This is a genomic window from Streptomyces sp. NPDC102279 (assembly GCF_044766365.1).
Lineage (GTDB): Bacteria > Actinomycetota > Actinomycetes > Streptomycetales > Streptomycetaceae > Streptomyces.
Genome location: NZ_JBIWLU010000002.1, coordinates 283,540 through 304,965 on the forward strand (window position 1 = coordinate 283,540; position 21,426 = coordinate 304,965).

Below are 21,426 nucleotides of genomic sequence, written 5' to 3' on the forward strand. Positions count from 1 at the left end.
CCGTCCGGATGCGCGGCGCGGCGTGGAGGACGATCCTGGAAGTATGTCCGGACGGGCTCCTTTGGTCGTGCATCCGGCCCTGAACACCAGCGGCCGTCAGGTGACCGCGCGCGGCGAGAGCCTCGGCGTGGCGTTCTCGGACGAGGATCTGCTGGAGTTCCTCAGCCGGGCCGGGCTGCCGGACGCCGAGGATCTGCTGGACGATCCGGCCTGGGTCAAGTGGCGTGGCGGTCAGGCGCACTTCTACGGGGGCGGATAGCGGCGGCCGCCGGTCCGGGGCGCCAGCACGGCGAGGGTGCCGTTGGCCTGGCGGAGCGCCAGTTCCAGGGGCAGGGCAGGATGCAGCGCGCCGGTTCCGTCCGGCGGAATGACCCACTCCAGCGGCCCGGCGGACCGGTAGGGCGGCGGTACGGCCACCCAGGTCCCCTTGCCGAGGTGCCGCAGGCCGGCGCCCACCCATCGGCTGGCCGGGTCGGGGGGCAGGAAGAACCCGACGCGGTGGGCCGCGACGTCGAGCAGGGTGGGGCCCGGAGGTATGTCCGGATCACACCACAGGATGTCGAGGGCGACCAGGCCGAGCGGCTCGGGGACGCTGAGCACGTCCCAGTAGCGCCCCGCTTCCAGGAGTACTCCGCCGCTCCCCCGGTCCCACTCGCGTTTGCACACCTTCGGGTCCGTCGCGGCGGCCGCGAGCCACTCCACACTCTGGGTCCACGTCGCGTTCGTCATGGCTCACCCCGGGGTCGTCCGCTCCGTCCTGCGGCAGCGGAGTCGGGCACGGGCCGGGGGCCCGCGATCGCGCCTCAGGCCCTCGGCATATGCATGGTGGTGGACTTCGCCCTGTGGCGGAAGGGGTGGCGCGGCATGGCGTTCCGCTATGGCCGGTTCACGCCGGGGACGAGGGTGCGCGGAGGGAGTGCAGGGACCGGGCGTGCAGGGGGGTCGTGTGCCAGCGCACGGTGAACGTGCGGTCGGGGAGCGAGCAGGTCACGGTCAGGCGGTGCGGGGTCTCCACGAACAGCACGTCGACGCTCAGGGTGTCCGGGCCGGTCCAGCCTCCGCAGACCGCCGTGGGCACCGGTCCCTCTTGGAGGGTCCAGCCGGTTCCCAGCCGCAGGTCGAGTCGCGTGTCGCCCTCCACCAGCGTGACGCGCCGGCCCTGGTCGCCGTCGGCCACGAGCACCTGCGTGAGGGTCGGCACCGCGTCGCAGTGTCCGCCCGCCGGGACGAACGCGGTGTCCGACCAGGCGCCGGCCTGTCCGGCCGGCCCGGGGGCCGCGTCGACCGGCGGGAGGGCGAGCCGGGCGAGGCGCTGCCGCAGTGCCTCGTCGGCCTCACCGTGGTCCCCGGGCGGCAGCGGCGCCGTTCCGAATGCGGGCAGGAGGTGCCGCCACATCAGGTGCAGCAGTTCCTGCAACTGCTCGGTCGCCGCGGTCGTGGCGATCACCGCGTCGTGCTCGGGCAGGACGACGCAGAACTGCCCGTACGCGCCGTCGCCCCGGTAGCCGTGCCGTGACCGCCAGAACTGGAGCCCGTATCCCTGCTGCCAGTCCGAGCGGGCGCCCTCGGGGCTGCCGTCCGCGGTCGCGACGTGCGCGCGGGTCGCCTCGGCGATCCATGAGGCCGGCAGGATCCGCCGCTCCTCCCAGACGCCCTGGCCGAGATACAGCTGCCCGAGGCGGGCGATCGCGTCGGTCGCGGCGTACATCCCGCTGAAGCCGATCTCGCGGCCCACCCTGTTCCGTGTCCAGGCCGTCTCCGCGATGCCGAGCGGGTCGAACAGCCGCGTCCGCAGGTACCCGGTCAGCGACTGGCCGGTCACCCGCTGGACGATGCTCGCGAGTGCGTAGGTGGCCGACTGGTTGTAGGCGAACACCGTCCCGGGTTCGCGGTCCGGCGGGATCAGCAGGAAACCCCGGACGGTCTCCTTCGGGTCGAGGAGGACGGCGTCCCCCCAGGTGTCGACGAGATGCCCGGAGGCCATGGCGGCGACGTGCCGGACGAGCAGCGCGCGGCTGCGCGGATCGGTGATGTCCGCGTCGAACTCGGGGAAGTACGAGAGCACCGTTTCGTCGAGGTCCAACAGGCCCTCGGACGTGGCGAGTCCGGCCGCCGTGGATGTGAAGCTCTTGCTGAGCGAGTAGAGCAGCTGAAGGCGCTCGGGCGTGTACGGGGCCCACCAGCCGGAGGCGACGAGGTGCCCGTGCCGCAGGATCATCAGGCTGTGCGGCTCGATGTCCGGGGCGGACTCGACGGCGTCGAGGAACGCGGCGATGCCTTTGGCGTCGACTCCCTGCTCGGCGGGCGTGCTGACAGGCAGCGGACGGGCACTCATACGGGCGGCCTCCGAACGGCTCGGGCGGTGGAAGACTCGGCCACACGGCGCCCACGAGGAGACACTGTGTGCAGATGGCATCTTTCCCGGGCGCCTCTCCCGTGTCCATGGCCGGCGAGCACGGAGGGCCGGAGCACTCGCCCCGTGAGCGACGACTGACGCGTGTCCCTCTGACGACTGCGCCGGTTCGGCGGGTGCTCGCCGACGCGGGGTTCCGGACTCTCCCGCGACGGCGAAGCCCTGCGTGAACTCCCGCGTGAGCCGGGAGATCGTACGGCGCACGGCCCGGGAGCCGCGGCCTGAATTGTTCGTACGCGCACGCGACTTCGGCGAAGCCGCGAAAAAACAGGCATCTCGACCCGCTCCGCGTTGAACACTCTTCGTCACCTCTCGCGTACTTCCGGGAAAGGTGAGAGCCGGGTGAGCAGCGAGGGATGGCGATGGTGGTCACGGTGCACGACTCCGCGGGCGAGCTGGTCGCCGGGAGATACCTGCTGCTCGAAGTCGTCCTGCGCGAGGAGGGCCGGACCTGCTGGCTCGGCCAGGACTCCGCCCTGTGCCGGCCGGTCGTCCTGACCTGGTCGCGCGTGGCGGCACGGGCCGCGGTGCGCGAGCAGTCCGCCGCAGGATCCGCGGAGGCGGAGACCGGGGACGCTCTACGCGGGGAGACCGGGGAGCGGGTTGCCGACCGCATCCTGCGCGCGGCCCGGCTTCTCGGCGCCGCCTGTCCCGGCCGGGTGGCCGCGGTCCTCGACGTGATCGAGGAGCCCGGCTCCGTGTGGACGGTCACGGAGCGGCCCCCTGGTGTCCCGCTGACCGAGCTCCTCTCGGGCGGCCCCGTCGGGCACGTCCGGGCGGCCCGCATCGGACTCGGCGTCCTCGATGTCCTCGCGGCGGCCCACGGCGAGGGCCTGTCGCACGGGGAACTCGGTCCGGGGCAGGTGTGGACCGACGAGTTCGGCGCGGTCACGGTGACCGGCTTCGGTCAGAGCGGGTCCGACGACGCGCCACGCCTCACCGCGCCCGCGTACGCCTCCCCCGAACAGGCCCGCGGTGAGGGCGGCGCAGCGGCGGCCGACCTGTGGGCGCTGGGCGCGATGATGTACGCGATGGCCGAGGGTCGGCCCGCCGTCCGGGACCGCGGCAGGCTGGACGCGACGCTCCGGGCTGTGGACCGGCTGCCGATCAGGGCGCCGCTGCGCGCCGGTCCGCTCGCGCCAGCCGTCCAGGGCCTGCTGCGCTGGGACCCCGTGGAACGCATTCCGGAAGCCGTCGTGCGGGAGGCTCTGACCCGTTTCCTCCGCCAGGATCTCGAAGAGTCCGAGGCGCCCGGGCCGCCGACCGCGTTCTTCGGTCCCGGTGGTGACGTCCCGGACCGGGAGGGGGACGCGCGACGGACGGGGCGCGCACGGGGAGGTCGGCTAGCCGGCCGGCCCGTGCTGCTGGGCGGGGCGCTGGTCGCCACGGTCGCGGTCCTCGCGGTGCTCGCGGTGGTGGGCGGGCTGCCGGGTGGGGACACCACCGGCGCGTCCGCATCCACGTCCGCGCCCTCGCGCTCCACCGGCGCGCTGCCGCCCGGCCCGGTCCCGACCGCCCCCGTCGCGCCCTCCGGAAGCGCTCCCACGGCCTCACCCTCGCCGTCCGGCAGCGGCGCCGGGAAGCTGCCGGCCGGCTTCTCCACCTATCGCGCGGCCCAGGGCTTCTCCGTCGCCCTTCCCCGGGGATGGAAGCCCGTGGACACCCAGTCGTCCGGCGATCTCTCGTACCGGGTCACCCTCGGCGCGAGCGGCGACCCGCGCACCCTGGCCGTCACGTACAGCACACAGCTCGGTCCGGACCCGGTCGCCGTGTGGAGCGACCTGGAGCCCGCCCTGCGCGCCGGCACGGCCGGATACCGACGGGTGGGCGCCATCCGGGCCGTGAGCTACCGCGGTATGAAGGGCGCCGACATGGAGTGGTACTCGGGGTCGGGGGACGAGCGGCTGCGCACCTTCGGCCGTGGTTTCCTCCTCGGCGGCCACCGGGGCTTCTCGCTGCGCTGGACGACCCCCGCGGCCGACCGGGGCACGGCGGCGGACCGGCGGGCCCTGGACATCGTGCTCACGTCCTTCCGGCCCCCGGTGAGCTGAGACACCGTCATCAGGGTTTCACGTAAATGTCCTCAGTGTTCTTAATGTCCTTCCGGAATCCGGAAGTCGGGTCTTCGCAGCGCCAGCCACAACGCGACCTCCTCGGCGATGGGCTGACCGGTCTCCAGTTCGACGAAGCCGAACTGGCCGCCCTGGTTGCACTCCAGGAACCACCACACACCGTCCGCGTCCTCGGCGAAGTCGAAGGCCGCGTAGGCGAGTCCGGTGAAGACGAGGTAGTCGTGGACCGAGCGGGCGATGCGCTCGGGCACCGCCGCGAGCGGCTCCCAGCCGTTCCCCGTCTCGCCGAACCGGCCGTCCACCTGGCCGGGCTCGGCGGTCTTGCGGGCCGCGAAGATCCGGTTGCCGATAGCGGTGAGCCGGATGTCGGCCCGCTTGGGGATGTAGCGCTGGAGCAGTGCGGGGCCGGCCGCCACGCCGGAGAAGTCCGTGTCCGGTCCGACGAGTGTGGTCGGCAGGGCCACCCGGGGCTCGCCCGGCGGCGGCCCCGAGGCCGACTTCACCACGACGTCCCGGTACTCCAGGACGAACTGCTGGGCCACCCGGGGAGCGGTCGTGATGACCGTGGGCGGCACCGCGAATCCGCTGCTGTGCGCCACCCGCAGCTGCCAGGGCTTGTGCCGCGCCTGTTCGGCGCGGCGCGGGTGGTTCATCCAGCGGGTCGAGGCCGAGTAGAGCATGCCGAACAGGGCCTGCCGCGTCTCGGCGGTGAGCCACGCGGAGGGCTCGGCGGCGTGCGCCGCCGGCTCGCCCGGCCTGCGCACCCAGACGGAGCGCAGGCCTCCCATGCTCAGCACATGGCCGTTGACCGACAGGTAGCCGTCGAAGTCACCGTGGGCGTAGTCGGCGGAGAGCACCGCCTTGCCGGGCAGGTCGGCAGGGTCGAGGCGCACCATGGGCACGCCCCGCTCATGCAGTTTGGCCACCACCATGTCGGCGGTGACGTCCTGCTCGGCCGTGAGAATGAGAACCGTCATGCGCGCGTTTCCGTCAGTCGTCGAAGTGCGTCTGGGAACCGGCCGTCGACGTCGTGGTGCCCGTCGCCAGCAGCAGCGCGCGATCGGTGACGGCCGGGCGGCCGTCGGGCAGCACGTTCAGTTGCAGGGCCGCGTCGAAGTGGTACGGGGGTATTGCGGCCGACTGCCCTGAGGGCAGGGCGTAGTTGAGAGTGAACGGTCGCACGAAAAATCCTCCCGCGGTCGCACGATGGTCGGCACCCACCCGTACGGGACACAGCTGTAAGGAATTCATCACTTTCCGCCACATCGGGGTGAAGGCCATCACATCGCGTCGTTTCTGGCTTACTTGTTTCGGATTTACTTGGGTGTCCGCTTGGTTCCGCTCTACGCGTGGTTACTTGATTCCCACGCAGAGCTTGGGCCAATGCTTCATTCTCCGTGACATCAACGCCCCACCATCCCAGGAGAGTTCCCGGTGACCGTTGCCATCGCCCCGACCGAAGATTTCGTCGTGCGCCCCGACGTTCCGAACCCCGTCGAGCGGGACGCCCGCGACTTCGGCGCCTACGCGCGGACCGGCGGCTGGGCCTTCGGGCTCAAGGTCGCGCGCAGCGTCCGCCCCGGCGGTCAGTCCGCGGACGAGACGCGCAAGGTGTCCGCGAAGGACTTCGCCGAACTCGCCGGATGCTCACCGGAGCGGGTCATGCGCTACTACAAGGCGTGGGACAGGGCCGCCGACGACGGTCTGGTCCCGCACTTCGAGATCCTGCTGCCCGGTGAGGACATCGAGCTGCCGGACGCCGAGGTGTGGTCCTCGTACTACGTCTCCCGCTCCAGTGCGGCCTCGGAGCGCGGCACCGCGATCGCCGAGGCAGCGGAGGCCGAGGGCATCCGTCCCACGAAGGCGCTGGAGGTGGCGGAGAACCCGACCGCGCTGCGGGCGGCCATCCTCGCCGACCCGTCCACGGCCCAGGCGGCCCGGGCCGCGCTGCTGGACCGGGTGAAGGAGGATCCGGCCCTCCAGACCGAGCTGGCCCGCGACATCGCCCGCACGGAAGAGCTGAAGAAGGCGGTCGCCACCGAGAACAGGGCCGCCGACCGCATCGGATACGTGCGCCAGATCGCGGAGAAGGGGCAGATCAGGACGCCGGCCGGGCAGACGCTCGACGCCCCGGCCGAACTCCGCTCCGAGGCCGAACGGCACCTCTCCCTCCTCGACGAGCTCGACGACGGCGAGGACTCGGGCGAGTGGGCCACCGAGGCGTACGACACGATGAAGAACCTCGTCGTCGAGACGGTGGAGGCCGACCCCGAACTGCGCGTCCAGGAGCGGCGGACGAAGTTCTACAGCAGCCTGCAGAAGGCGACGAAGGTCTTCGAGGAGCTGACCTTCGACGACGCCGACGACATCTACGAGGACGACATGGTGCAGCGTCTGGAGGAACTCCAGGAGGCGATCGGCACCGCCATCACGGCGCTGCGCGGGGCGGCGGCCCGGGACTGAGCCGGCCCCGCACGGCCGCCCGGGCGAGGCTCCGGCGCAGCCGTGCGCTCACTCCGGCAGGCCCCGCCGGCGGGTGCCCGACGACCGCCGGGTGTCGAGGAGTTGCCACACCCGTCGGGATGATGGTCCGTCACACACGGTGCCGTGTACGTCAGCCGGCGTCGGGGCCGTAGGAGTCCATGAGGTCGAGCAGGCTCTGCGGGGTGCCCGGGCCGAAGCAGACCTCCAGGTTCGCGGCGGACTCGGCCGCCGCCTGCTCCGAACGCGGGAACAGCGCCTCCTCGTAGGCGGTCAGGGCCTTCTCGGTGTCGTCCGGGTGGGCGGCGATGGCCTGGGCGAGTTCGGCGCCGTCGAGCATCGCGAGGTTGGCGCCCTCACCGGCGAACGGGGACATCAGGTGGGCGGCGTCTCCGAGGAGGGTGACGCCGGGCACCCGGGCCCAGCGCACGCCGACCGGCAGCGCGTGGATCGGCCGGGCGACGAGCGCGCCGTCCGCCTCGGCGACCAGGGACCGCAGGCTGTCGTCCCAGCCCTCGAAGTACTCCAGCAGGTTCCGCTTGGCCGCCTCGGTGTCGGTGAAGTCGACCGGGCCCGAGACCGCCCAGTCCGCGGGGGTCCGCAGGGCGGCGTAGACGTGCAGGGAGCCGTCCGGGTCACGGTGGCCGAGGAAACCCTTGCGGTCGGCGAGCGCGAACAGGAGACCGCCGCCGACCACGGCCGCGCCCTTCGGGTGCCGGGTGTCCGCGTCTTCGAGGTGCATCTCGACGAACGACAGGCCCGCGTAGACCGGGGTGGCGTCGGTGAGCAGCGGCCGCACCCTGGACCAGGCCCCGTCGGCGCCGATCAGGAGGTCCGCGGTGAAGGTGCTCCCGTCGGCGAGCGTCACCTCGTGACGTCCTCCGTCGAGGGTCCGTACGGCGGCGGCCTTGGCGCCCCAGCGGACGGTGCCCTCGGGCAGCGAGCCGAGCAGGACGTCGCGCAGGGCGCCCCGGGAGACCTCCGGGCGCTGCCCGTCCTCTCCGGAGTCCTCGCGCAGGAGCGTGCCGTCCTTGTCGACGATGCGGGTGGCCTCACCGCCGGCGTGGATGATCGCGCGGAACGCGTCGTAGAGCCCCGCCGCGCGCAGCGCGGCCTGTCCGGACTCCTCGTGCATGTCGAGCATGCCGCCCTGGGGGCGGGCGGTCGGCGAGGCGTCGAGGTCGTACACGGCGGCCTCGATGCCCTTGAGGCGCAGGACACGGGCGAGCATGAGGCCGCCGAGTCCGGCGCCGATCACGGCGATGGGGTGGTGGAGGGTCGTCATGGCTTTCTCCTTGCGCTGGGGCGGGCGTCACCGTGGGCGACGCCGCGAAGTGGTCGTGTCCGGAGGCCGGCGGCGGTCACGGGGTGTCGGACGCGGGCGGGGCGCCGGGCACGTCCGACGCTCCCGGGCGGGGTGTGTGCAGGACGCCGTTGATCAGGACCTCCAGACCCCAGTGGAGGCGGGCCTCGCCCGGTCCGGAGAGCAGGTCGGTGCCCAGTTCCGCGATGTGCGGATGCCGTTCGGCGGAGGCGCCGCGTACCGCAGCGGAGAGCGCCGCCCACTCGCCCTCGCTGTCGGCCGGGTCCTTCTCCCCCGCCGCGTGCTCCGCCGCGGTGGCGGTGGCGAACTGGAGCAGCGCGTCGATGCCCCAGGCCGCCCGGGGCCCGGGGACCCCGCCCTCGTCGAGCAGGGACAGCAGCGCCTCGACCAGGTCGAGGTAGCGCTCGCCGCAGGGGCGGGCCACCAGGGCGGACCGGGCGAGCCCCGGGTGCTCGAACAGGACCTCGGTGTAGGAGGTGAGGACTCGAACGAGCCGGTCACGCCAGTCACCGTCACCGCGGACCGGGCTCAGGTCCACCCCGGCGAGGAGGTCGTCGAGCACGGCGGCGTGCAGCTCCCCGGTGTTGCGCACGTAGACGTAGAGCGAGGCCGGGCCGGTGTCGAGTTCCTGAGCCAGGCGGCGCATGGTCACACGCTGGAGGCCTTCGGCACGCATCAGCGCGACGGCGGTCCGGACGATGCCGTCCCTGGTGAGGGCCGGCTTCGCGGGCCGTTCACGACGGCTGGGGCGGGGGGCGTGGTGTGCTGTCACTCCTCCACGGTAACGAACATGTTCGTTGCGAACAAGTTCGGCACGAACATGTTCGCCATTTTTCATGGCGTCGCATCGCAGGCGTGGCATCACACGCGTCGCATCCGCCCGTCGTGACGGCGCAGGCCGTCCTCGCGTACACAGCGCGCCGGTGAGTAGCCGTACTCATGTCCCCGCCCCGGCGCTCCCCGACCATGGGAGCACCTGAGTCAAGGAGCCCGCTCATGCCCGGATCAGCTCTCGCCCCGTCCTCCCGGCACCCGCTCACCCCGGAGCACGCCCGGCGCCGCGCGCTCCCCGCCGTGCTCGTCGGCGTGGTGGTGCTGGGCATGGCCGCCTCCGCGTGGCGTCCGCACGACCTGACGACCTGGCTGCTGGAGACGGTGTGGGTGCTCGTCGGGCTGCCGCTGGTGCTGCTGACCTGGCGCCGCTTCCCGCTGACGAACCTGCTCTGCTGTCTGCTCGCGGCGCACGCGCTGGTGCTCGCGGCGGGCGGCCACTGGACCTACGCGCAGGTACCGCCGGGCGACTGGGTGCGTGACGGACTCGGACTCGACCGCAATCCGTACGACCGGTTCGGGCACCTGATGCAGGGCTTCGTGCCGGCGGTCCTGGTGCGGGAGGTGCTCAGCCGGACGTCACCGCTGCGGGGCAGCCGGTGGCTCGCGCCGCTGACGGTGTGCGCCTGTCTCGCCTTCAGCGCGCTCTTCGAGCTGTTCGAGTGGGCGGCGGCGGTGATCGGCGGGCACGCGGCGGACGACTTCCTGGCGACGCAGGGCGATGTGTGGGACACCCAGTGGGACATGTTCTGTGCCCTGATCGGCGCGGTCGTCTCGGTGCTGGTGCTGAGCCGGCTGCACGACCGGCAGCTCGGCACGCTCCCGGCGACGGAGCGGCCCTCCAGGGCCTGACGTCCGCCGCCGGGTACGGAACGGCCTGCTACCAGCGCCCCTCGACCTGCTCCTTGATCCGTCGCTCGTACAGCTCCTCGACGGCGTCCAGCGTCGCGCGCGACAGTTCGGGGAGCTTCGCCGCCGTCGCGTTGAGACGCGCCTGCTCGGGGGAGCGCGCACCGGGGATCACCGTGGTCACCCCGGGCTGCTGCACGATCCAGCGCAGCGCCAGTTGGGCGGGCGTGTAGCCCTCGGGGGCGAGCGCGGAGAACTCGGCCGCCGCCTCCACGCCTGTGGCGAAGTCGACCCCGGAGAAGGTCTCTCCCTGGTCGAAGGCCTCGCCGTGGCGGTTGTACGTCCGGTGGTCGTCGGCCGCGAAGACGGTGTCCTTGGTGTACTTGCCGGACAGCAGACCGGAGGCGAGCGGAACCCGGGCGATGATCCCGACGCCCGCCTCCCTGGCGGCCGGGAGGACCTCCCGGAGCGGCTTCATCCGGAAGGCGTTGAGGATGATCTGCACGCTCGCCACGTTCGGGCGGGCGATCGCTGTCAGCGCCTCGGCACACGTCTCGACACTCACGCCGTACGCCGCGATCCGCTCCTCCTCGACCAGGGTGTCGAGGGCGTCGTAGACCGCGTCCGAGGAGTACACGGGCGTCGGCGGGCAGTGCAGCTGCACCAGGTCGATCCGGTCGACACCGAGGTTGCGGCGCGAACGGTCGTTCCAGGCACGGAAGTTGTCGAGGACGTAGCTCTCCGGGACCTGGTCGACGCGGCGGCCCATCTTGGTGGCGACCTCGACGTGCAGGTCCGGCCTGGCGCGCAGGAACGTCGCGATGGTCTCCTCGCTGCGCCCGTCGCCGTACACGTCGGCCGTGTCGAAGAACGTCACCCCCGACTCCGCCGCCGCCTCCAGCACGGTGAGGGCGTCCTTCTCGCTCACCTCGCCCCAGTCGGCACCCAGCTGCCAGGTGCCGAGACCGATGACCGAAGCATGCTGACCCGACCTGGGGAATTCGCGCTCGTCCATGGCGTCAGTCTGACACTTCCCCCCGGCCGGACCGGACGCTCCCACTCCGCGCGTCCCGCGCCGGTGGCGCCCTCACCCGGTGGCGGCACGTGCGTACCGCCGCCCGACCCGGCGCCAGATGGCTCGCTGGCTCCTGAGGGTGAGCGCGCCGACCACGATCAACACCGTCACGTTGATGAGGAGTTGGAGGATCGATCCGCGTGCCTCGGCCCAGCTGCCGAAGGCGGCGGAGACACTGAAGTCGGCGGCCGCGGGGATGGTGGTCACGGAGATGAAGACGCCGAGGAGCGCGCTCGTGCGCGCCTCGGTCAGCGACACGATGCCCACGATGCCGGCCAGGGTGGCGACCGCGATGGAGAAGAAGTCGGGTGTGTCGATGAGGCTGGACACGGGCCGCACCCCCTTGGCGAACGCCGTGGACTCCAGGCCGCATCCGCGGATCACCAGCGCGAAGAGGAAGGTCGCCACGATGGCCAGCAGGAACCCGGCCAGCAGCGCGGTCAGCCCCTTGCGGATCCGCGGGCCCGAACGCCGGTCGATGCCCAGCGCGACGCTGACGATGGCCCCGTACTCGGGGCCGACGACCATGGCCGCGACGATGAGGATCTGCGAGTTGGTGACGATCCCGACGGCGCCGATGAGTCCGGCGACCACGAGATAGAGGTAGAAACTCGGCGCGTAGGTGCCCTGCGCCCGGATGCGGGCCTCCACCTCCTCCCAGACCGGTGCCCTGGACAGCGCCCCCAGCGGGTGGGTCCCGGCCTCCCGCGCGGCCCGTCCCGACAGGGCCATGTCGACGGGTTCGATGACGATCGAACCCCGCTCGTCGAGGCGCAGGTCCCGCAGTTTGCGCAGCAGACCGTTCGCGCCCCCGGTCAGCACGTCGCAGGCGAGGGCGTCGCCGTCAGGGTGCCGGGCGATGCCGGGCTGCACGACGAGGTTGAGGACGCACGGGTCGGCCGCGAGGAGCGCGACCACGGCGTCGGTCAGCTCGGCGGGACTCACCATCCGTACGTGGATCATGTCCATGCGCGGACCTCCCCGGACGCGGGCGGACCGAGCAGAACCGCGGTGTCGCCTGCCCCCGGTCGGGGGGTGCGCGTCCCCGTGACCGGGTCGAGCCGTCCGTCGGGTCGCACGAGGAACAGCAGCGCGTGGCCGTCCGGGACGCCCTCGCCGGCCGGGCGGCACACGATCCGGGCGCCCGCCTCGTAGCGGCGGCCCAGTTCCGGTCTGCTCAGTCCCCGTCCGAAGAGCGTGTCGCCGGGGGTGTACGGCGCGACCACGCCGTGACTCGAGCTGGGCGGCCCGAGCCGGTGGACGAACCCGTCGACCGTGCCGCTCAGGTTCGCCGCGGCCAGCGCGTTGAAGTCGTCCTCCTCGGTGAGCAGCAGCACGCCGGTGATCCCTTCGAGTTCGGCGCCCTCGCCGGTGGCGGCGGCGAGCAGTTCACCCGACGCGAGCGGCAGCCCGGCGGCACGGATCAGATCGCGCTGCCGCTCCAGTCCCGCCCACATCAACACGTCGAGTCCCGCCGTCCGCAGGGCCCGTCCGAGGTCCACCGCCCAGGGGTCCCCGCCCACGAGCAGGGGACGGGCGCGCGCGGGCCGCAGCACGCCGAGCCGACGGGCGACGGGGTGGGCGCTCAGCCCGTACAGCGTGACCGTGGTGACGATGACCAGGAACGTGGCGGGCAGGATCTTCTGGGCTCCGCCGACGTGACCGGCGACCAGGGTGGCGGAGAAGGTCGAGGCGGTGGCCGCGGCGACGATGCCGCGGGGGGCCATCCAGCCGATGAACACCCGCTCACCGCGCGGGACGTCCGTCCCGACCGTGGACACGAACGCGACGAGCGGTCTGACCACCAGGACGAGCGCGGCGACGAGGACGAGGGTCGGCAGGACGACGTGCCGCAGGGAGGACGGTGTGACCGTGGCGGAGATGGAGATGAACAGCAGCCCGATGATCAGCGACACCAGGGTCTCCAGGAACGGGCGGCGCGCGGGGAGGTTCACGCCCGGCAGGTTGGCCAGGGCCATGCCCATCACCACCGCGGCGATGAGCCCGGTGTCGTCCCGGATCGCGTCGCAGGCGGCGGCCACTCCCACCGCGGCGGCCAACTGCACGGTGGTGCCGAGCACCTCGCCCAGGTTCAGCCGGCGCAGGAGCAGCCACAGCACTCCGGCCCCGACGGCTCCCCCGGCGAGTCCGATGGCCGAACTCGCCGCGAACTGGCCGACCTTGCCGGCCAGGCCCCTGCCGTCGTCGGCGACGACGGCGTGGAAGACGAGCGCCCCGAGGATGCCTCCGACGGCGTCGATCAGGGATCCCTCCCAGATCAGGATCCGCTGCAGCCGCTCGGTCGGGCGCACGAAGTTGAGCAGGGGGCCGACGACCGTGGGGCCCGAGACGACGAGGATCACGCCGAGCATGACGGCCGCGCTCCTCGACATGCCGAGCAGCGGCACGGCGAGCACGGCCGCGCCGGCCCAGGTGATCAGCGCGCCCAGCCAGATCAGCCGTACGACCACGCGCCGCATGTGCCCGTGCAGTCTGCGGATGTCCAGGCCCAGCCCGGCCTCGTAGAGGATCACCGCGACGGCGAGCGAGACCATCGGCGAGAAGGCTTCGCCCAGCAGGTTGTTCGGGTTGACGACGTCGGTGAGGGCGCCCGCGGCGAAGCCGACCGGCAGCAGGACGATCAGGGCGGGAATGCGGAGCCGGCTCGCCAGCAGCTGGGAGCCGACGGCCAGGACGACGATCAGTCCCAGGCCTTCCAGCACCTGATTGTCCGTCACGGCAGCCTCCTGGCCGGTCGGCTGGACCGGCGGTCGATTCCTCGGGGTCGTGGGACGGCCGGTCAGCTCTCGCCGGACGGCCGGGCGCCGCCCTCGACGTCCGCGTCGGTCTGGGCCTCGAGCAGACCGCGGGTGTCCAGGCGGTACAGCACCACCAGGGCGGGTCCCACCAGGACGGCCGCGACGGCCGTGACGATCAGCAGCCACTGCAGCGACGCCGGCGCGCCGGCAGCCTGCTGGACCGTGAGGGACGTCGGCACCAGGTAGGGCCGCTGAGCGGCGCCCCAGCCGGCGATCACCAGCGCCACGGCGGCCACCGAGGTGAAGCGGGCCCAGCCCGCGGCCCGTCCGGCGACCAGCCAGGCCGTGGCCGCCGCGGCGGCCGCCGCGAGGATGACCAGCAGCAGCCCCAGGCCGTGGGTGAGGCGGTCGTACACGTACGTGGTGTGGTCGCGGGTCTCGGCGAGTCCGATGAGGGCCAGTACGGCGACGGCGGCGAGGCTGCACCAGGCGCGGCGCCGGAAGTACACGACCATGTCGGGGGCGTCGAAGCGGTGGGCGTCCGCCGTGAGGAAGACGGCTCCGAGGAACGCGGTGGCCGCGACGGCGAGGAGCCCGGCGACGACGGAGGTCGTACTGGCCCAGACATGAGCCGAGGCCGTCGTCCCCGGGGCTGCCCTGCCCGTGGCGACCCCGCCGACCGCCGCGCCCAGGAAGAACGGGGTGAGCAGCGAGGCGAGGGCGAACACGGCCCCGAAGAACCGGCGTTGTGCCGGGCGCCGGCTGGGCTTGCGCAGGGCGAACCCGGCTCCGCGCAGCACGAGCCCGACGGCGGCGAGGGCGAGCGGCAGCCACATCGAGCTGAACACCGCCTCGAAGAAGGCGGGGAAGCCGGTCCACATGAGGACGAGGACGAAGATCAGCCAGACGTTGTTGACCTCCCAGACCGGCTCCATCGCGTGGTCGATCAGGCCGCGCGGCCGGCTCCCCCGCCGGGTGCCTCCCGCGGTCAGGTCCCAGAACCCGGCCCCGTAGTCGACGCCGCCGCCGCAGGCGTAGGCCGCTGTCGCGAGGAGCAGGATCCAGGCGGCCACCGTGGCGGTCATCGGGTGTCTCCCCGCTCAGGGCGGGACTTTGGTGGCGCGGCGCCGGCGCCCTGGGTCGCCTCGACCGTCTCCCGGCGGGGCCCGTACGGCGTGTCGAGTTCCGGGTCGTGCCCGGCCCCGGCCCCGGCCCCCGGGTCCGTACCCGCGAGCCGCCACCGCCGGCTCATCTTGAGGATGATCCCCAGGAACGCGCCGAACATGAGCACGTAGACGACCACCACGATCCCGAACATGGTCCACAGCGAGGCGGCCGGGGTGGACGTCACCGCGTCCGAGACCCGCATGTGCTGGTAGACGATCCAGGGCTGGCGGCCCACTTCGGTGGTGATCCATCCGCATTCGACGGTCACCACGCTGGCCACGCCCGCGAGCGCCGCGCAACGGAAGAACCAGACCGAGCGGGGCAGGTCGCGGCGGCGGAGCCAGCACCAGCCGTACCAGAGCGCGAGGAGGATCAGCACACTGCCGATGCCGGCCATGATGTCGAACGTCCAGTGCACGATGGTGGCCTGGGTGGGTGTGGGCCGGTCCGCGGCCGGCACCGTCGTCAGCCCGTTCACCTTGGTGCCGGGGCTTCCGCCCGCCAGGATCGAGTCCAACTGCGGGACCTTGATGCCTCCGGTGACACTGCCGTCGGAGTGGAGCCGGCCGAAGAGGTACTCGGGGACGTGGGTGTCCGTCTTCCAGACCAGTTCCGCGGCGGCGAACTTCACCGGCTGCTTCTGGTAGACCTGCCGGGTGATGTTGTCGCCGAGGAAGAACTGCACCGGGGTGAGGATCGCCGCCACGGTGAACGGCACGCAGAACCCGAGCCGGTGGTACCGGTCCCGGCGCCCCCGCAGCCAGCCGACCGCGTACACGCCTGCCACCACGTAGCCCGCCGTCAGGAACATCGCGACGACGAAGTGCCAGTACTGGGGGCCGAACATCGGGGTGAACACGGCCGAGCGGATGTCGACGTCGGTGGGCCTGCCCTGGGAGTCGAGCCGGAAGCCCTGCGGGGTGTTCATCCACGAGTTCGCGCTGATGATGCCGAAGGCTCCGAGCAGCGCGGCGAGCGGCAGCGGGGTGGCGAGCCAGAAGTGGGGCCACGCCTTGAGGCGCCGCCAGCCGTAGAGGTAGATGGCGATGAGGACGGCCTCCAGGAAGAACGCCCACGCCTCCACTCCGAATCCGAGGCCGAAGACGTCGCCCCAGGTGCCCATCATCTTCGGCCACAGCAGTCCGAACTCGAAGGACAGCACGGTGCCGGTGACGATGCCGACGGCGAACTGCACGGCCATGACCGCGGACCAGCGCCGGGCGAGCAGCAGCGCGACGGGGTCGTTCCTGCGCAGGGCCCGGTGATGCATCACGAGCGTGATGAACGGCAGGGCCACGCCGAGCGGCACGATGATGATGTGGGTGGCCAGGGTAAAAGCCATCAGCTCGCGCGCGGGGAGGAGTTGCGCGGGGCCGTCCGCCAGGAGGGTCAATGCCTTGTTCATGCTGGCCTATCGGCTGGTGACGACGGTGGGAGGTGCCGGGCCGCCGTCTCAGCCGCCGGTGGCGAAGCCGGGGAAGAGGGTCATACCGCCGTCGACGAACAGGGTGGTGCCGACCACGTAGTCCATGAGGTCGGAGGCCAGTACCGTCACCGCGGTGGCGATGTCCTCGGGGTCGCCGACCCGCCGGTAGGGGATCAGCCGGAGGAGTTCCTGCTCGGCCTCCGGGGTGTCCCAGGCGCTGCGGTTGATCGGGGTCTTGATGGCGCCGGGCGCGACCGCGTTGACGCGGATGCCCCGGGGACCGAGTTCCTGCGCGAGGGTCTGCATCAGCATCAGGACGCCACCCTTGGAGGCGGCGTAGTTCAGGTGGCCGGACCACGGGATGATCTGGTGCACCGAGCTCATGCATACGATCTTCCCGGCGGAGCGGGAGACGTCCGGCACGACGCCGCGCCGCAGGAACTCCTTGGCGGCCTCCCTGGCGCAGAGGAACTGGCCGGTGAGGTTCACGTCGATGACCTCGTGCCACTGCGCCATGGTCATCTCCGTGACCGGGGCGTCCCGTTGCAGTCCGGCGTTGGCGACCAGGATGTCGATGGTGCCGAACTCCTCCAGCGTGCGCGCGAACATGCCGACGACCTGGCCCTCGTCGGAGACGTCCGCCTCGTGCGCGAAGGCCCGTACGCCGAAGGCCTGGATCTGCCGGACGACGTCCTCGGCCGCGTCCTGTCCGGACACGTAGTTGACGACGACGTCGGCGCCCGCGCGGCCCAGCGCGATCGCCGTGGCCAGTCCGATGCCGGAGTTCGCCCCGGTCACCAGGGCCTTCTGGCCCCGTAGGAGCGGCAACGCCGCAAGCTGCCGACCGCTGTCCACGCCTGAGGTCACTGCCGTCTCCCGTTCGTCGGTTCGCCGTGGCAGGGAACCACCCCGCAGGGTGGCCGGAGAGGGCGGACTCGCCCGGCTCGGCCGTTGGGAGTAACGGGGTCCCTCCGGCGGCGCAACGGCGCGGCGTCGTGTGCGACCGTCCGCGGGGGCGTGGCGCGCTCGGGCCTCCCGATGTGATCGGCGCGTCGGTCCTGTCGCGACCGTCGGCGCGGACGCGCTTCAAGAAGTGAACCGCGGGACACGACCCCATCGCGCCCGAGGGATGAATACCCGTTGAACCGGGTCGAGTTGGCCGAACCTCGCCCCTCGGAGCCCTTCAACTCCTCGTGCACTCCTTCAATTTCGAACGGTTCCTTGTTTCATCTCTTGACGCCTCTGGTTCAGACCTTTAGGTTCACCGATCACCACGACTCCATGAATGCAATTGCTGTTCATGGACATGAACACCCCCCACCATCAGCCATCTGCGAAGGGCTGTGATCCCCCAGATGATCCATTCATCCCTCGCGCGCTCCACCGCGCTCCGACTCACCCTCTCCACCGCCGCGCTCACGCTCTCCGTCGGCGCCCTGAGCGCCACCCCGGCGGCGGCTGCCACCGGCACGATCACCGGGCTCGGCGGCAAGTGTCTCGACGTCGCCTCCGCGAGTTCGGCGAACGGCGCCGCCGTCCAGCTCTACGACTGCAACGGCACCGCCGCCCAGCAGTGGACGGTCGGCTCGGACGGCACGATCCGCGCACTCGGCAAGTGCCTCGACGTCACCGGTAACTCCACCGCCAACGGGGCGCGCCTCCAGCTGTGGGACTGCGGCGGCGGCGCGAACCAGAAGTGGACGGTCACCGCCGCCCGCGACCTCGTCAATCCGCAGTCGAACAAGTGCGCGGACGTCACCGGCAACACCTCGGCCAACGCGACCCCGGTCCAGATATGGAGCTGCACGGGCGCCGCCAACCAGAAGTGGACCGCGCCCGGCAGCGGCGGCACCGCTCCGAGCGCGCCGATGGCCGTCGCCCCGTACCTCTACAACGGCTGGGGCAGCCCGCCGAACCCGGCGACGGTGATGAACGCGACCGGGGTGAAGTGGTTCACCCTGGCCTTCGTGCTCAGCAACGGCTACTGCAATCCGCAGTGGGACGGCAGCCGCGCGCTGACCGGTGGCGTCGACCAGCAGACCGTCAACACCGTCCGCGCGAACGGCGGTGACATCATCCCGTCGTTCGGCGGCTACAGCGGCAACAAGCTGGAGAGCTCCTGCTCCAGCGCGGGCGAACTCGCCGCCGCCTACCAGAAGGTCATCAACGCCTACGGTCTCAAGGCCATCGACATCGACATCGAGGCCGACGCCTACAGCAACGGAACCGTCCAGCAGCGAACGGTCGACGCCCTCAAGACCGTGAAGGCCAACAACCCCGGCCTCAAGGTGTACGTCACCATCGGCACCGGCACGAGCGGCCCCGACACGAGCCTCATCAACCGGGCCGCGAACTCGGGCCTGAGCATCGACAGCTGGACCATCATGCCGTTCGACTTCGGCGGCGCCGGCCAGAACATGGGAACGCTCACCACGCGGGCCGCGGAAGGCCTGAAGACCGCGCTGAAGAACGCCTACGGATACAGCGACGACCAGGCGTACCGGGACATGGGCATCTCCTCCATGAACGGGATCACCGACCAGAACGAGACGGTCACCGTCGCCGACTTCCAGACGATCCTCGGCTACGCGCAGCAGCACCATCTGGCACGTCTGACCTTCTGGTCGGTCAACCGGGACCGCCCCTGCACGAGCGGGGTCGCCGACAGCTGCTCCGGCGTGGGCCAGTCGGACTGGGACTACACGCGCGTCCTCGCGAAGTACACCGGCTGATCTTCGTCACCCCCCACCAGCGCAGGAGTGCTCCCATGTCCAGATCCACCCTGTCCAGAAACAGAAGAACCTCCGGCCGGCGCCGGATACCGAGACTGCTCACGGTGACCGCCCTCGTGGCGACGACACTGTCGGGCCTCTCCGTCGCGGCGCAGGTCGACGCGGTGGCCGCGACCGGCGCGGCCGCCGGGGCCACGGCCCTGCCGACCGGCTGGGCCACCGTCGTCAATGCGGGCAGCGGCAAGTGCGTCGACGCCCGCGCCGCCGGCACGGCCGACGGAACGGCCGTCCAGCAGTACGCGTGCAACAGCAGCCAGGCGCAGCAGTGGCGCCTCACGGCCACCTCGGGCGGCTACTACCGGGTCGACAACCGCGCCGACGCGACCAAGGCCTGGGACGTCACCGGCGTCTCGGCCGCGGACGCCGCACCGGTGCAGCTGTGGACGTACAGCGGCGGCACCAACCAGCAGTGGCAGGCCGTGGCCGAGTCCGGCGGCGCCTACCACTTCGTCAACCGCAACAGCGGCAAGTGCCTCGACGTGCCGAGCGCGTCGACCGCCGACAGCGTGCAGCTCCAGCAGTACCCGTGCAACGGCTCGGCGGCTCAGTCCTTTTCCGTCAACCCGGTGGACGTCCAACAGCCGCCCGGCACACCGGACCTCGGCCCGAACGTCACCGTCTTCGACCCCTCGACGCCGGCGGCCACCGTCCAGAGCAGCCTCGACGCGGCGTTCTCACAACAGCAGACCAACCAGTTCGGCACCGCGCGCAAGGCCTTCCTCTTCAAGCCCGGCACGTACGACGCCAACGCCAACGTCGGCTTCTACACCCAGGTGGCGGGCCTCGGCCTGTCCCCCGACGACGTCTCGATCCGGGGTGCGGTGCACGCCGAGGCGGACTGGTTCCAGGGCAACGCGACCCAGAACTTCTGGCGTTCGGCGGAGAACCTGTCGGTCACCCCGACATCGGGTTCCGACCGGTGGGCGGTGTCGCAGGCGGCGCCGTACCGGCGGATGCACCTGCGGGGCAATCTCGCCCTCGACGACGGCGGCTGGTCCAGCGGCGGCTACATGGCCGACTCCAGGATCGACGGCCAGGTCAACTCCGGCTCGCAGCAACAGTGGCTGTCGCGGAACACCGAGTGGTCCAACTGGACGGGCTCGAACTGGAACATGGTGTTCGTCGGCGCGAAGAACGCTCCCGCGAACAGCTTCCCGAGCCCGCCGTACACCACGGTGAACCAGACTCCCGTCTCCCGTGAGAAGCCGTTCCTGTACGTCGACACCGCGGGTGCCTGGAAGGTGTTCGTGCCCGCGGTCCGCACCAACTCGACGGGTGTCTCCTGGGGTTCGGGGACACCGGCCGGTACGTCTCTGCCGCTCTCGGACTTCTTCGTCGTGAAGCCGGGCGCCACGGCCGCGCAGCTGAACGACGCGCTGGCCCAGGGCAAGAACCTGCTGGTCACGCCGGGCGTCTACCACCTCGACCAGACGCTCAAGGTCACCCGGCCCGACACGGTGGTGCTGGGTCTCGGCCTCGCCACCCTCATCCCCGACAACGGCATCACCGCCATGACGGTCGCCGACGTGGACGGCGTCCAGCTCGCCGGACTGCTGATCGACGCGGGCACCACCAACTCCGCGCAACTGCTGGAGATGGGGCCGAACGGTTCCTCCGCGGACCACGCCGCCGACCCCAGTTCACTGCACGACGTGTTCTTCCGCATCGGCGGCGCCGGTGTGGGCAAGGCCACCACCAGTCTGACGATCAACAGCGACGACGTCATCGGCGACCACCTGTGGCTGTGGCGCGCGGACCACGGCAGCGGAGTCGGCTGGACCAGTAACACGGCCGACACCGGGCTCGTCGTGAACGGCGACGACGTGACCATGTACGGCCTGTTCGTCGAGCACTACCAGAAGTACCAGACCATCTGGAACGGCAACGGCGGGCGCACGTACTTCTACCAGAACGAGATGCCGTACGACCCGCCCAACCAGGCGGCCTGGATGAACGGTTCGACGCAGGGCTACGCCGCCTACAAGATCGCGCCGTCCGTGACGAGCCATCAGGTGTTCGGGTTCGGCAGCTACTGCTACTTCAACGTCAACCCGTCCGTCGCCGCCGAGCACGCCATCGAGGCACCGAACAACGCCAACGTGCGCTTCAAGGACATGGTGACGGTCTCGCTGGGCGGCACGGGCACCATCCGGCACGTGGTCAACGACCGGGGCGGGCCGTCCAACTCCTCGACCAATGTCGCCAACCTCGTCAGCTATCCCTGACCCCTCCAGGAA

General features: G+C 71.6%; 18 protein-coding genes. 6 read left to right on the forward strand and 12 right to left on the reverse strand.

Annotation, left to right across the window (positions count from 1 at the left end):
- Positions 1-43: 43 nt before the first annotated feature.
- Complete coding sequence (locus ACIRQH_RS04800) at positions 44-259, forward strand: hypothetical protein (RefSeq protein WP_358815945.1); 216 nt, start codon at positions 44-46, stop codon at positions 257-259.
- Here the strand turns inward: ACIRQH_RS04800 and ACIRQH_RS04805 are convergent.
- Entirely contained in the window at positions 244-729 is a 486-nt protein-coding gene (locus ACIRQH_RS04805) for a hypothetical protein (protein ID WP_388877078.1), read from the reverse strand. The two genes, ACIRQH_RS04800 and ACIRQH_RS04805, sit on opposite strands and share 16 nt — an antisense overlap.
- Positions 730-886: 157 nt before the next feature.
- Positions 887-2,335, reverse strand: coding sequence for a serine hydrolase domain-containing protein (locus ACIRQH_RS04810; RefSeq protein ID WP_404224233.1), 1,449 nt, complete (start codon positions 2,333-2,335; stop codon positions 887-889).
- Between the two features lie 434 nt (positions 2,336-2,769).
- Here ACIRQH_RS04810 and ACIRQH_RS04815 point away from each other — a divergent pair, with 434 nt between their 5' ends.
- Positions 2,770-4,464, forward strand: coding sequence for a serine/threonine-protein kinase (locus ACIRQH_RS04815; protein WP_404224235.1), 1,695 nt, complete (start codon positions 2,770-2,772; stop codon positions 4,462-4,464).
- Positions 4,465-4,505: 41 nt separating this feature from the next.
- Here the strand turns inward: ACIRQH_RS04815 and tgmB are convergent, their stop codons facing one another.
- Together tgmB and tgmA are read right to left on the reverse strand one after the other, a co-directional pair.
- Positions 4,506-5,462 (reverse strand): ATP-grasp ribosomal peptide maturase, encoded by a 957-nt coding sequence (gene tgmB, locus ACIRQH_RS04820; RefSeq protein ID WP_358815941.1) that lies wholly within the window; start codon positions 5,460-5,462, stop codon positions 4,506-4,508.
- Positions 5,463-5,475: 13 nt separating this feature from the next.
- Complete coding sequence (gene tgmA, locus ACIRQH_RS04825; protein ID WP_164372190.1) at positions 5,476-5,667, reverse strand: putative ATP-grasp-modified RiPP; 192 nt, start codon at positions 5,665-5,667, stop codon at positions 5,476-5,478.
- Between the two features lie 252 nt (positions 5,668-5,919).
- Here tgmA and ACIRQH_RS04830 point away from each other — a divergent pair, with 252 nt between their 5' ends.
- Entirely contained in the window at positions 5,920-6,948 is a 1,029-nt protein-coding gene (locus ACIRQH_RS04830; RefSeq protein WP_404224237.1) for a hypothetical protein, read from the forward strand.
- A 151-nt stretch (positions 6,949-7,099) separates the two neighbouring features.
- Here the strand turns inward: ACIRQH_RS04830 and ACIRQH_RS04835 are convergent, their stop codons facing one another.
- Together ACIRQH_RS04835 and ACIRQH_RS04840 are read right to left on the reverse strand one after the other, a co-directional pair.
- Positions 7,100-8,251, reverse strand: a complete 1,152-nt coding sequence (locus tag ACIRQH_RS04835; protein ID WP_404224239.1) for an FAD-dependent oxidoreductase — start codon at positions 8,249-8,251, stop codon at positions 7,100-7,102.
- A gap of 76 nt (positions 8,252-8,327) precedes the next feature.
- Positions 8,328-9,062, reverse strand: a complete 735-nt coding sequence (locus tag ACIRQH_RS04840; protein WP_404224241.1) for a TetR/AcrR family transcriptional regulator — start codon at positions 9,060-9,062, stop codon at positions 8,328-8,330.
- A gap of 224 nt (positions 9,063-9,286) precedes the next feature.
- On the opposite strand from ACIRQH_RS04840, the gene ACIRQH_RS04845 reads away from it, so the two are divergent.
- A complete protein-coding gene (locus ACIRQH_RS04845; RefSeq protein WP_404224243.1) occupies positions 9,287-9,973 on the forward strand; it encodes a DUF2238 domain-containing protein in 687 nt (228 codons plus the stop codon).
- A gap of 28 nt (positions 9,974-10,001) precedes the next feature.
- Here ACIRQH_RS04845 and ACIRQH_RS04850 read toward each other — a convergent pair whose 3' ends face one another.
- The 6 genes from ACIRQH_RS04850 to ACIRQH_RS04875 form a co-directional block, all read right to left on the reverse strand.
- On the reverse strand, positions 10,002-10,985 hold the full coding sequence (locus ACIRQH_RS04850; RefSeq protein ID WP_404224245.1) for an aldo/keto reductase: 984 nt from the start codon (positions 10,983-10,985) through the stop codon (positions 10,002-10,004).
- A gap of 72 nt (positions 10,986-11,057) precedes the next feature.
- Positions 11,058-12,014, reverse strand: coding sequence for a DUF389 domain-containing protein (locus ACIRQH_RS04855; protein WP_388931526.1), 957 nt, complete (start codon positions 12,012-12,014; stop codon positions 11,058-11,060).
- Positions 12,005-13,783, reverse strand: coding sequence for a cation:proton antiporter (locus ACIRQH_RS04860; RefSeq protein WP_388877053.1), 1,779 nt, complete (start codon positions 13,781-13,783; stop codon positions 12,005-12,007). The genes ACIRQH_RS04855 and ACIRQH_RS04860 overlap by 10 nt, the downstream gene beginning before the upstream one ends.
- 62 nt (positions 13,784-13,845) lie before the next feature.
- Complete coding sequence (locus tag ACIRQH_RS04865; protein WP_388877051.1) at positions 13,846-14,889, reverse strand: cytochrome d ubiquinol oxidase subunit II; 1,044 nt, start codon at positions 14,887-14,889, stop codon at positions 13,846-13,848.
- Entirely contained in the window at positions 14,886-16,376 is a 1,491-nt protein-coding gene (locus ACIRQH_RS04870) for a cytochrome ubiquinol oxidase subunit I (protein ID WP_404224248.1), read from the reverse strand. Before ACIRQH_RS04870 ends, ACIRQH_RS04865 begins: the two co-directional genes overlap by 4 nt.
- Before the next feature lie 48 nt (positions 16,377-16,424).
- The gene (locus tag ACIRQH_RS04875) at positions 16,425-17,264 is read right to left on the reverse strand and encodes an SDR family oxidoreductase (RefSeq protein ID WP_388877045.1); all 840 of its coding nucleotides are present in this window, start codon (positions 17,262-17,264) and stop codon (positions 16,425-16,427) included.
- A gap of 488 nt (positions 17,265-17,752) precedes the next feature.
- On the opposite strand from ACIRQH_RS04875, the gene ACIRQH_RS04880 reads away from it, so the two are divergent.
- Both ACIRQH_RS04880 and ACIRQH_RS04885 read left to right on the forward strand, forming a co-directional pair.
- Positions 17,753-19,129: a ricin-type beta-trefoil lectin domain protein gene (locus ACIRQH_RS04880; RefSeq protein WP_388877042.1), complete on the forward strand. Its 1,377-nt coding sequence runs from the start codon at positions 17,753-17,755 to the stop codon at positions 19,127-19,129.
- A 35-nt stretch (positions 19,130-19,164) separates the two neighbouring features.
- Positions 19,165-21,414 carry an RICIN domain-containing protein gene (locus ACIRQH_RS04885; RefSeq protein ID WP_404224250.1) on the forward strand — a complete coding sequence of 750 codons (2,250 nt, stop codon included), beginning with the start codon at positions 19,165-19,167 and terminating at the stop codon, positions 21,412-21,414.
- Positions 21,415-21,426: the final 12 nt, after the last annotated feature.

What these genes read in the sequence shown, in the direction of transcription:
- ACIRQH_RS04880 (WP_388877042.1), top strand. Translation starts at nt 17,753, where the DNA reads ATGATCCATTCATCCCTCGCGCGCTCCACCGCGCTCCGACTCACCCTC.
- ACIRQH_RS04850 (WP_404224245.1), bottom strand. Translation starts at nt 10,985, where the DNA reads ATGGACGAGCGCGAATTCCCCAGGTCGGGTCAGCATGCTTCGGTCATC.
- ACIRQH_RS04885 (WP_404224250.1), top strand. Translation starts at nt 19,165, where the DNA reads ATGTCCAGATCCACCCTGTCCAGAAACAGAAGAACCTCCGGCCGGCGC.
- ACIRQH_RS04845 (WP_404224243.1), top strand. Translation starts at nt 9,287, where the DNA reads ATGCCCGGATCAGCTCTCGCCCCGTCCTCCCGGCACCCGCTCACCCCG.
- ACIRQH_RS04870 (WP_404224248.1), bottom strand. Translation starts at nt 16,376, where the DNA reads ATGAACAAGGCATTGACCCTCCTGGCGGACGGCCCCGCGCAACTCCTC.
- ACIRQH_RS04855 (WP_388931526.1), bottom strand. Translation starts at nt 12,014, where the DNA reads ATGGACATGATCCACGTACGGATGGTGAGTCCCGCCGAGCTGACCGAC.
- ACIRQH_RS04865 (WP_388877051.1), bottom strand. Translation starts at nt 14,889, where the DNA reads ATGACCGCCACGGTGGCCGCCTGGATCCTGCTCCTCGCGACAGCGGCC.
- ACIRQH_RS04835 (WP_404224239.1), bottom strand. Translation starts at nt 8,251, where the DNA reads ATGACGACCCTCCACCACCCCATCGCCGTGATCGGCGCCGGACTCGGC.
- ACIRQH_RS04805 (WP_388877078.1), bottom strand. Translation starts at nt 729, where the DNA reads ATGACGAACGCGACGTGGACCCAGAGTGTGGAGTGGCTCGCGGCCGCC.
- ACIRQH_RS04800 (WP_358815945.1), top strand. Translation starts at nt 44, where the DNA reads ATGTCCGGACGGGCTCCTTTGGTCGTGCATCCGGCCCTGAACACCAGC.
- tgmB (WP_358815941.1), bottom strand. Translation starts at nt 5,462, where the DNA reads ATGACGGTTCTCATTCTCACGGCCGAGCAGGACGTCACCGCCGACATG.
- ACIRQH_RS04815 (WP_404224235.1), top strand. Translation starts at nt 2,770, where the DNA reads ATGGCGATGGTGGTCACGGTGCACGACTCCGCGGGCGAGCTGGTCGCC.
- ACIRQH_RS04810 (WP_404224233.1), bottom strand. Translation starts at nt 2,335, where the DNA reads ATGAGTGCCCGTCCGCTGCCTGTCAGCACGCCCGCCGAGCAGGGAGTC.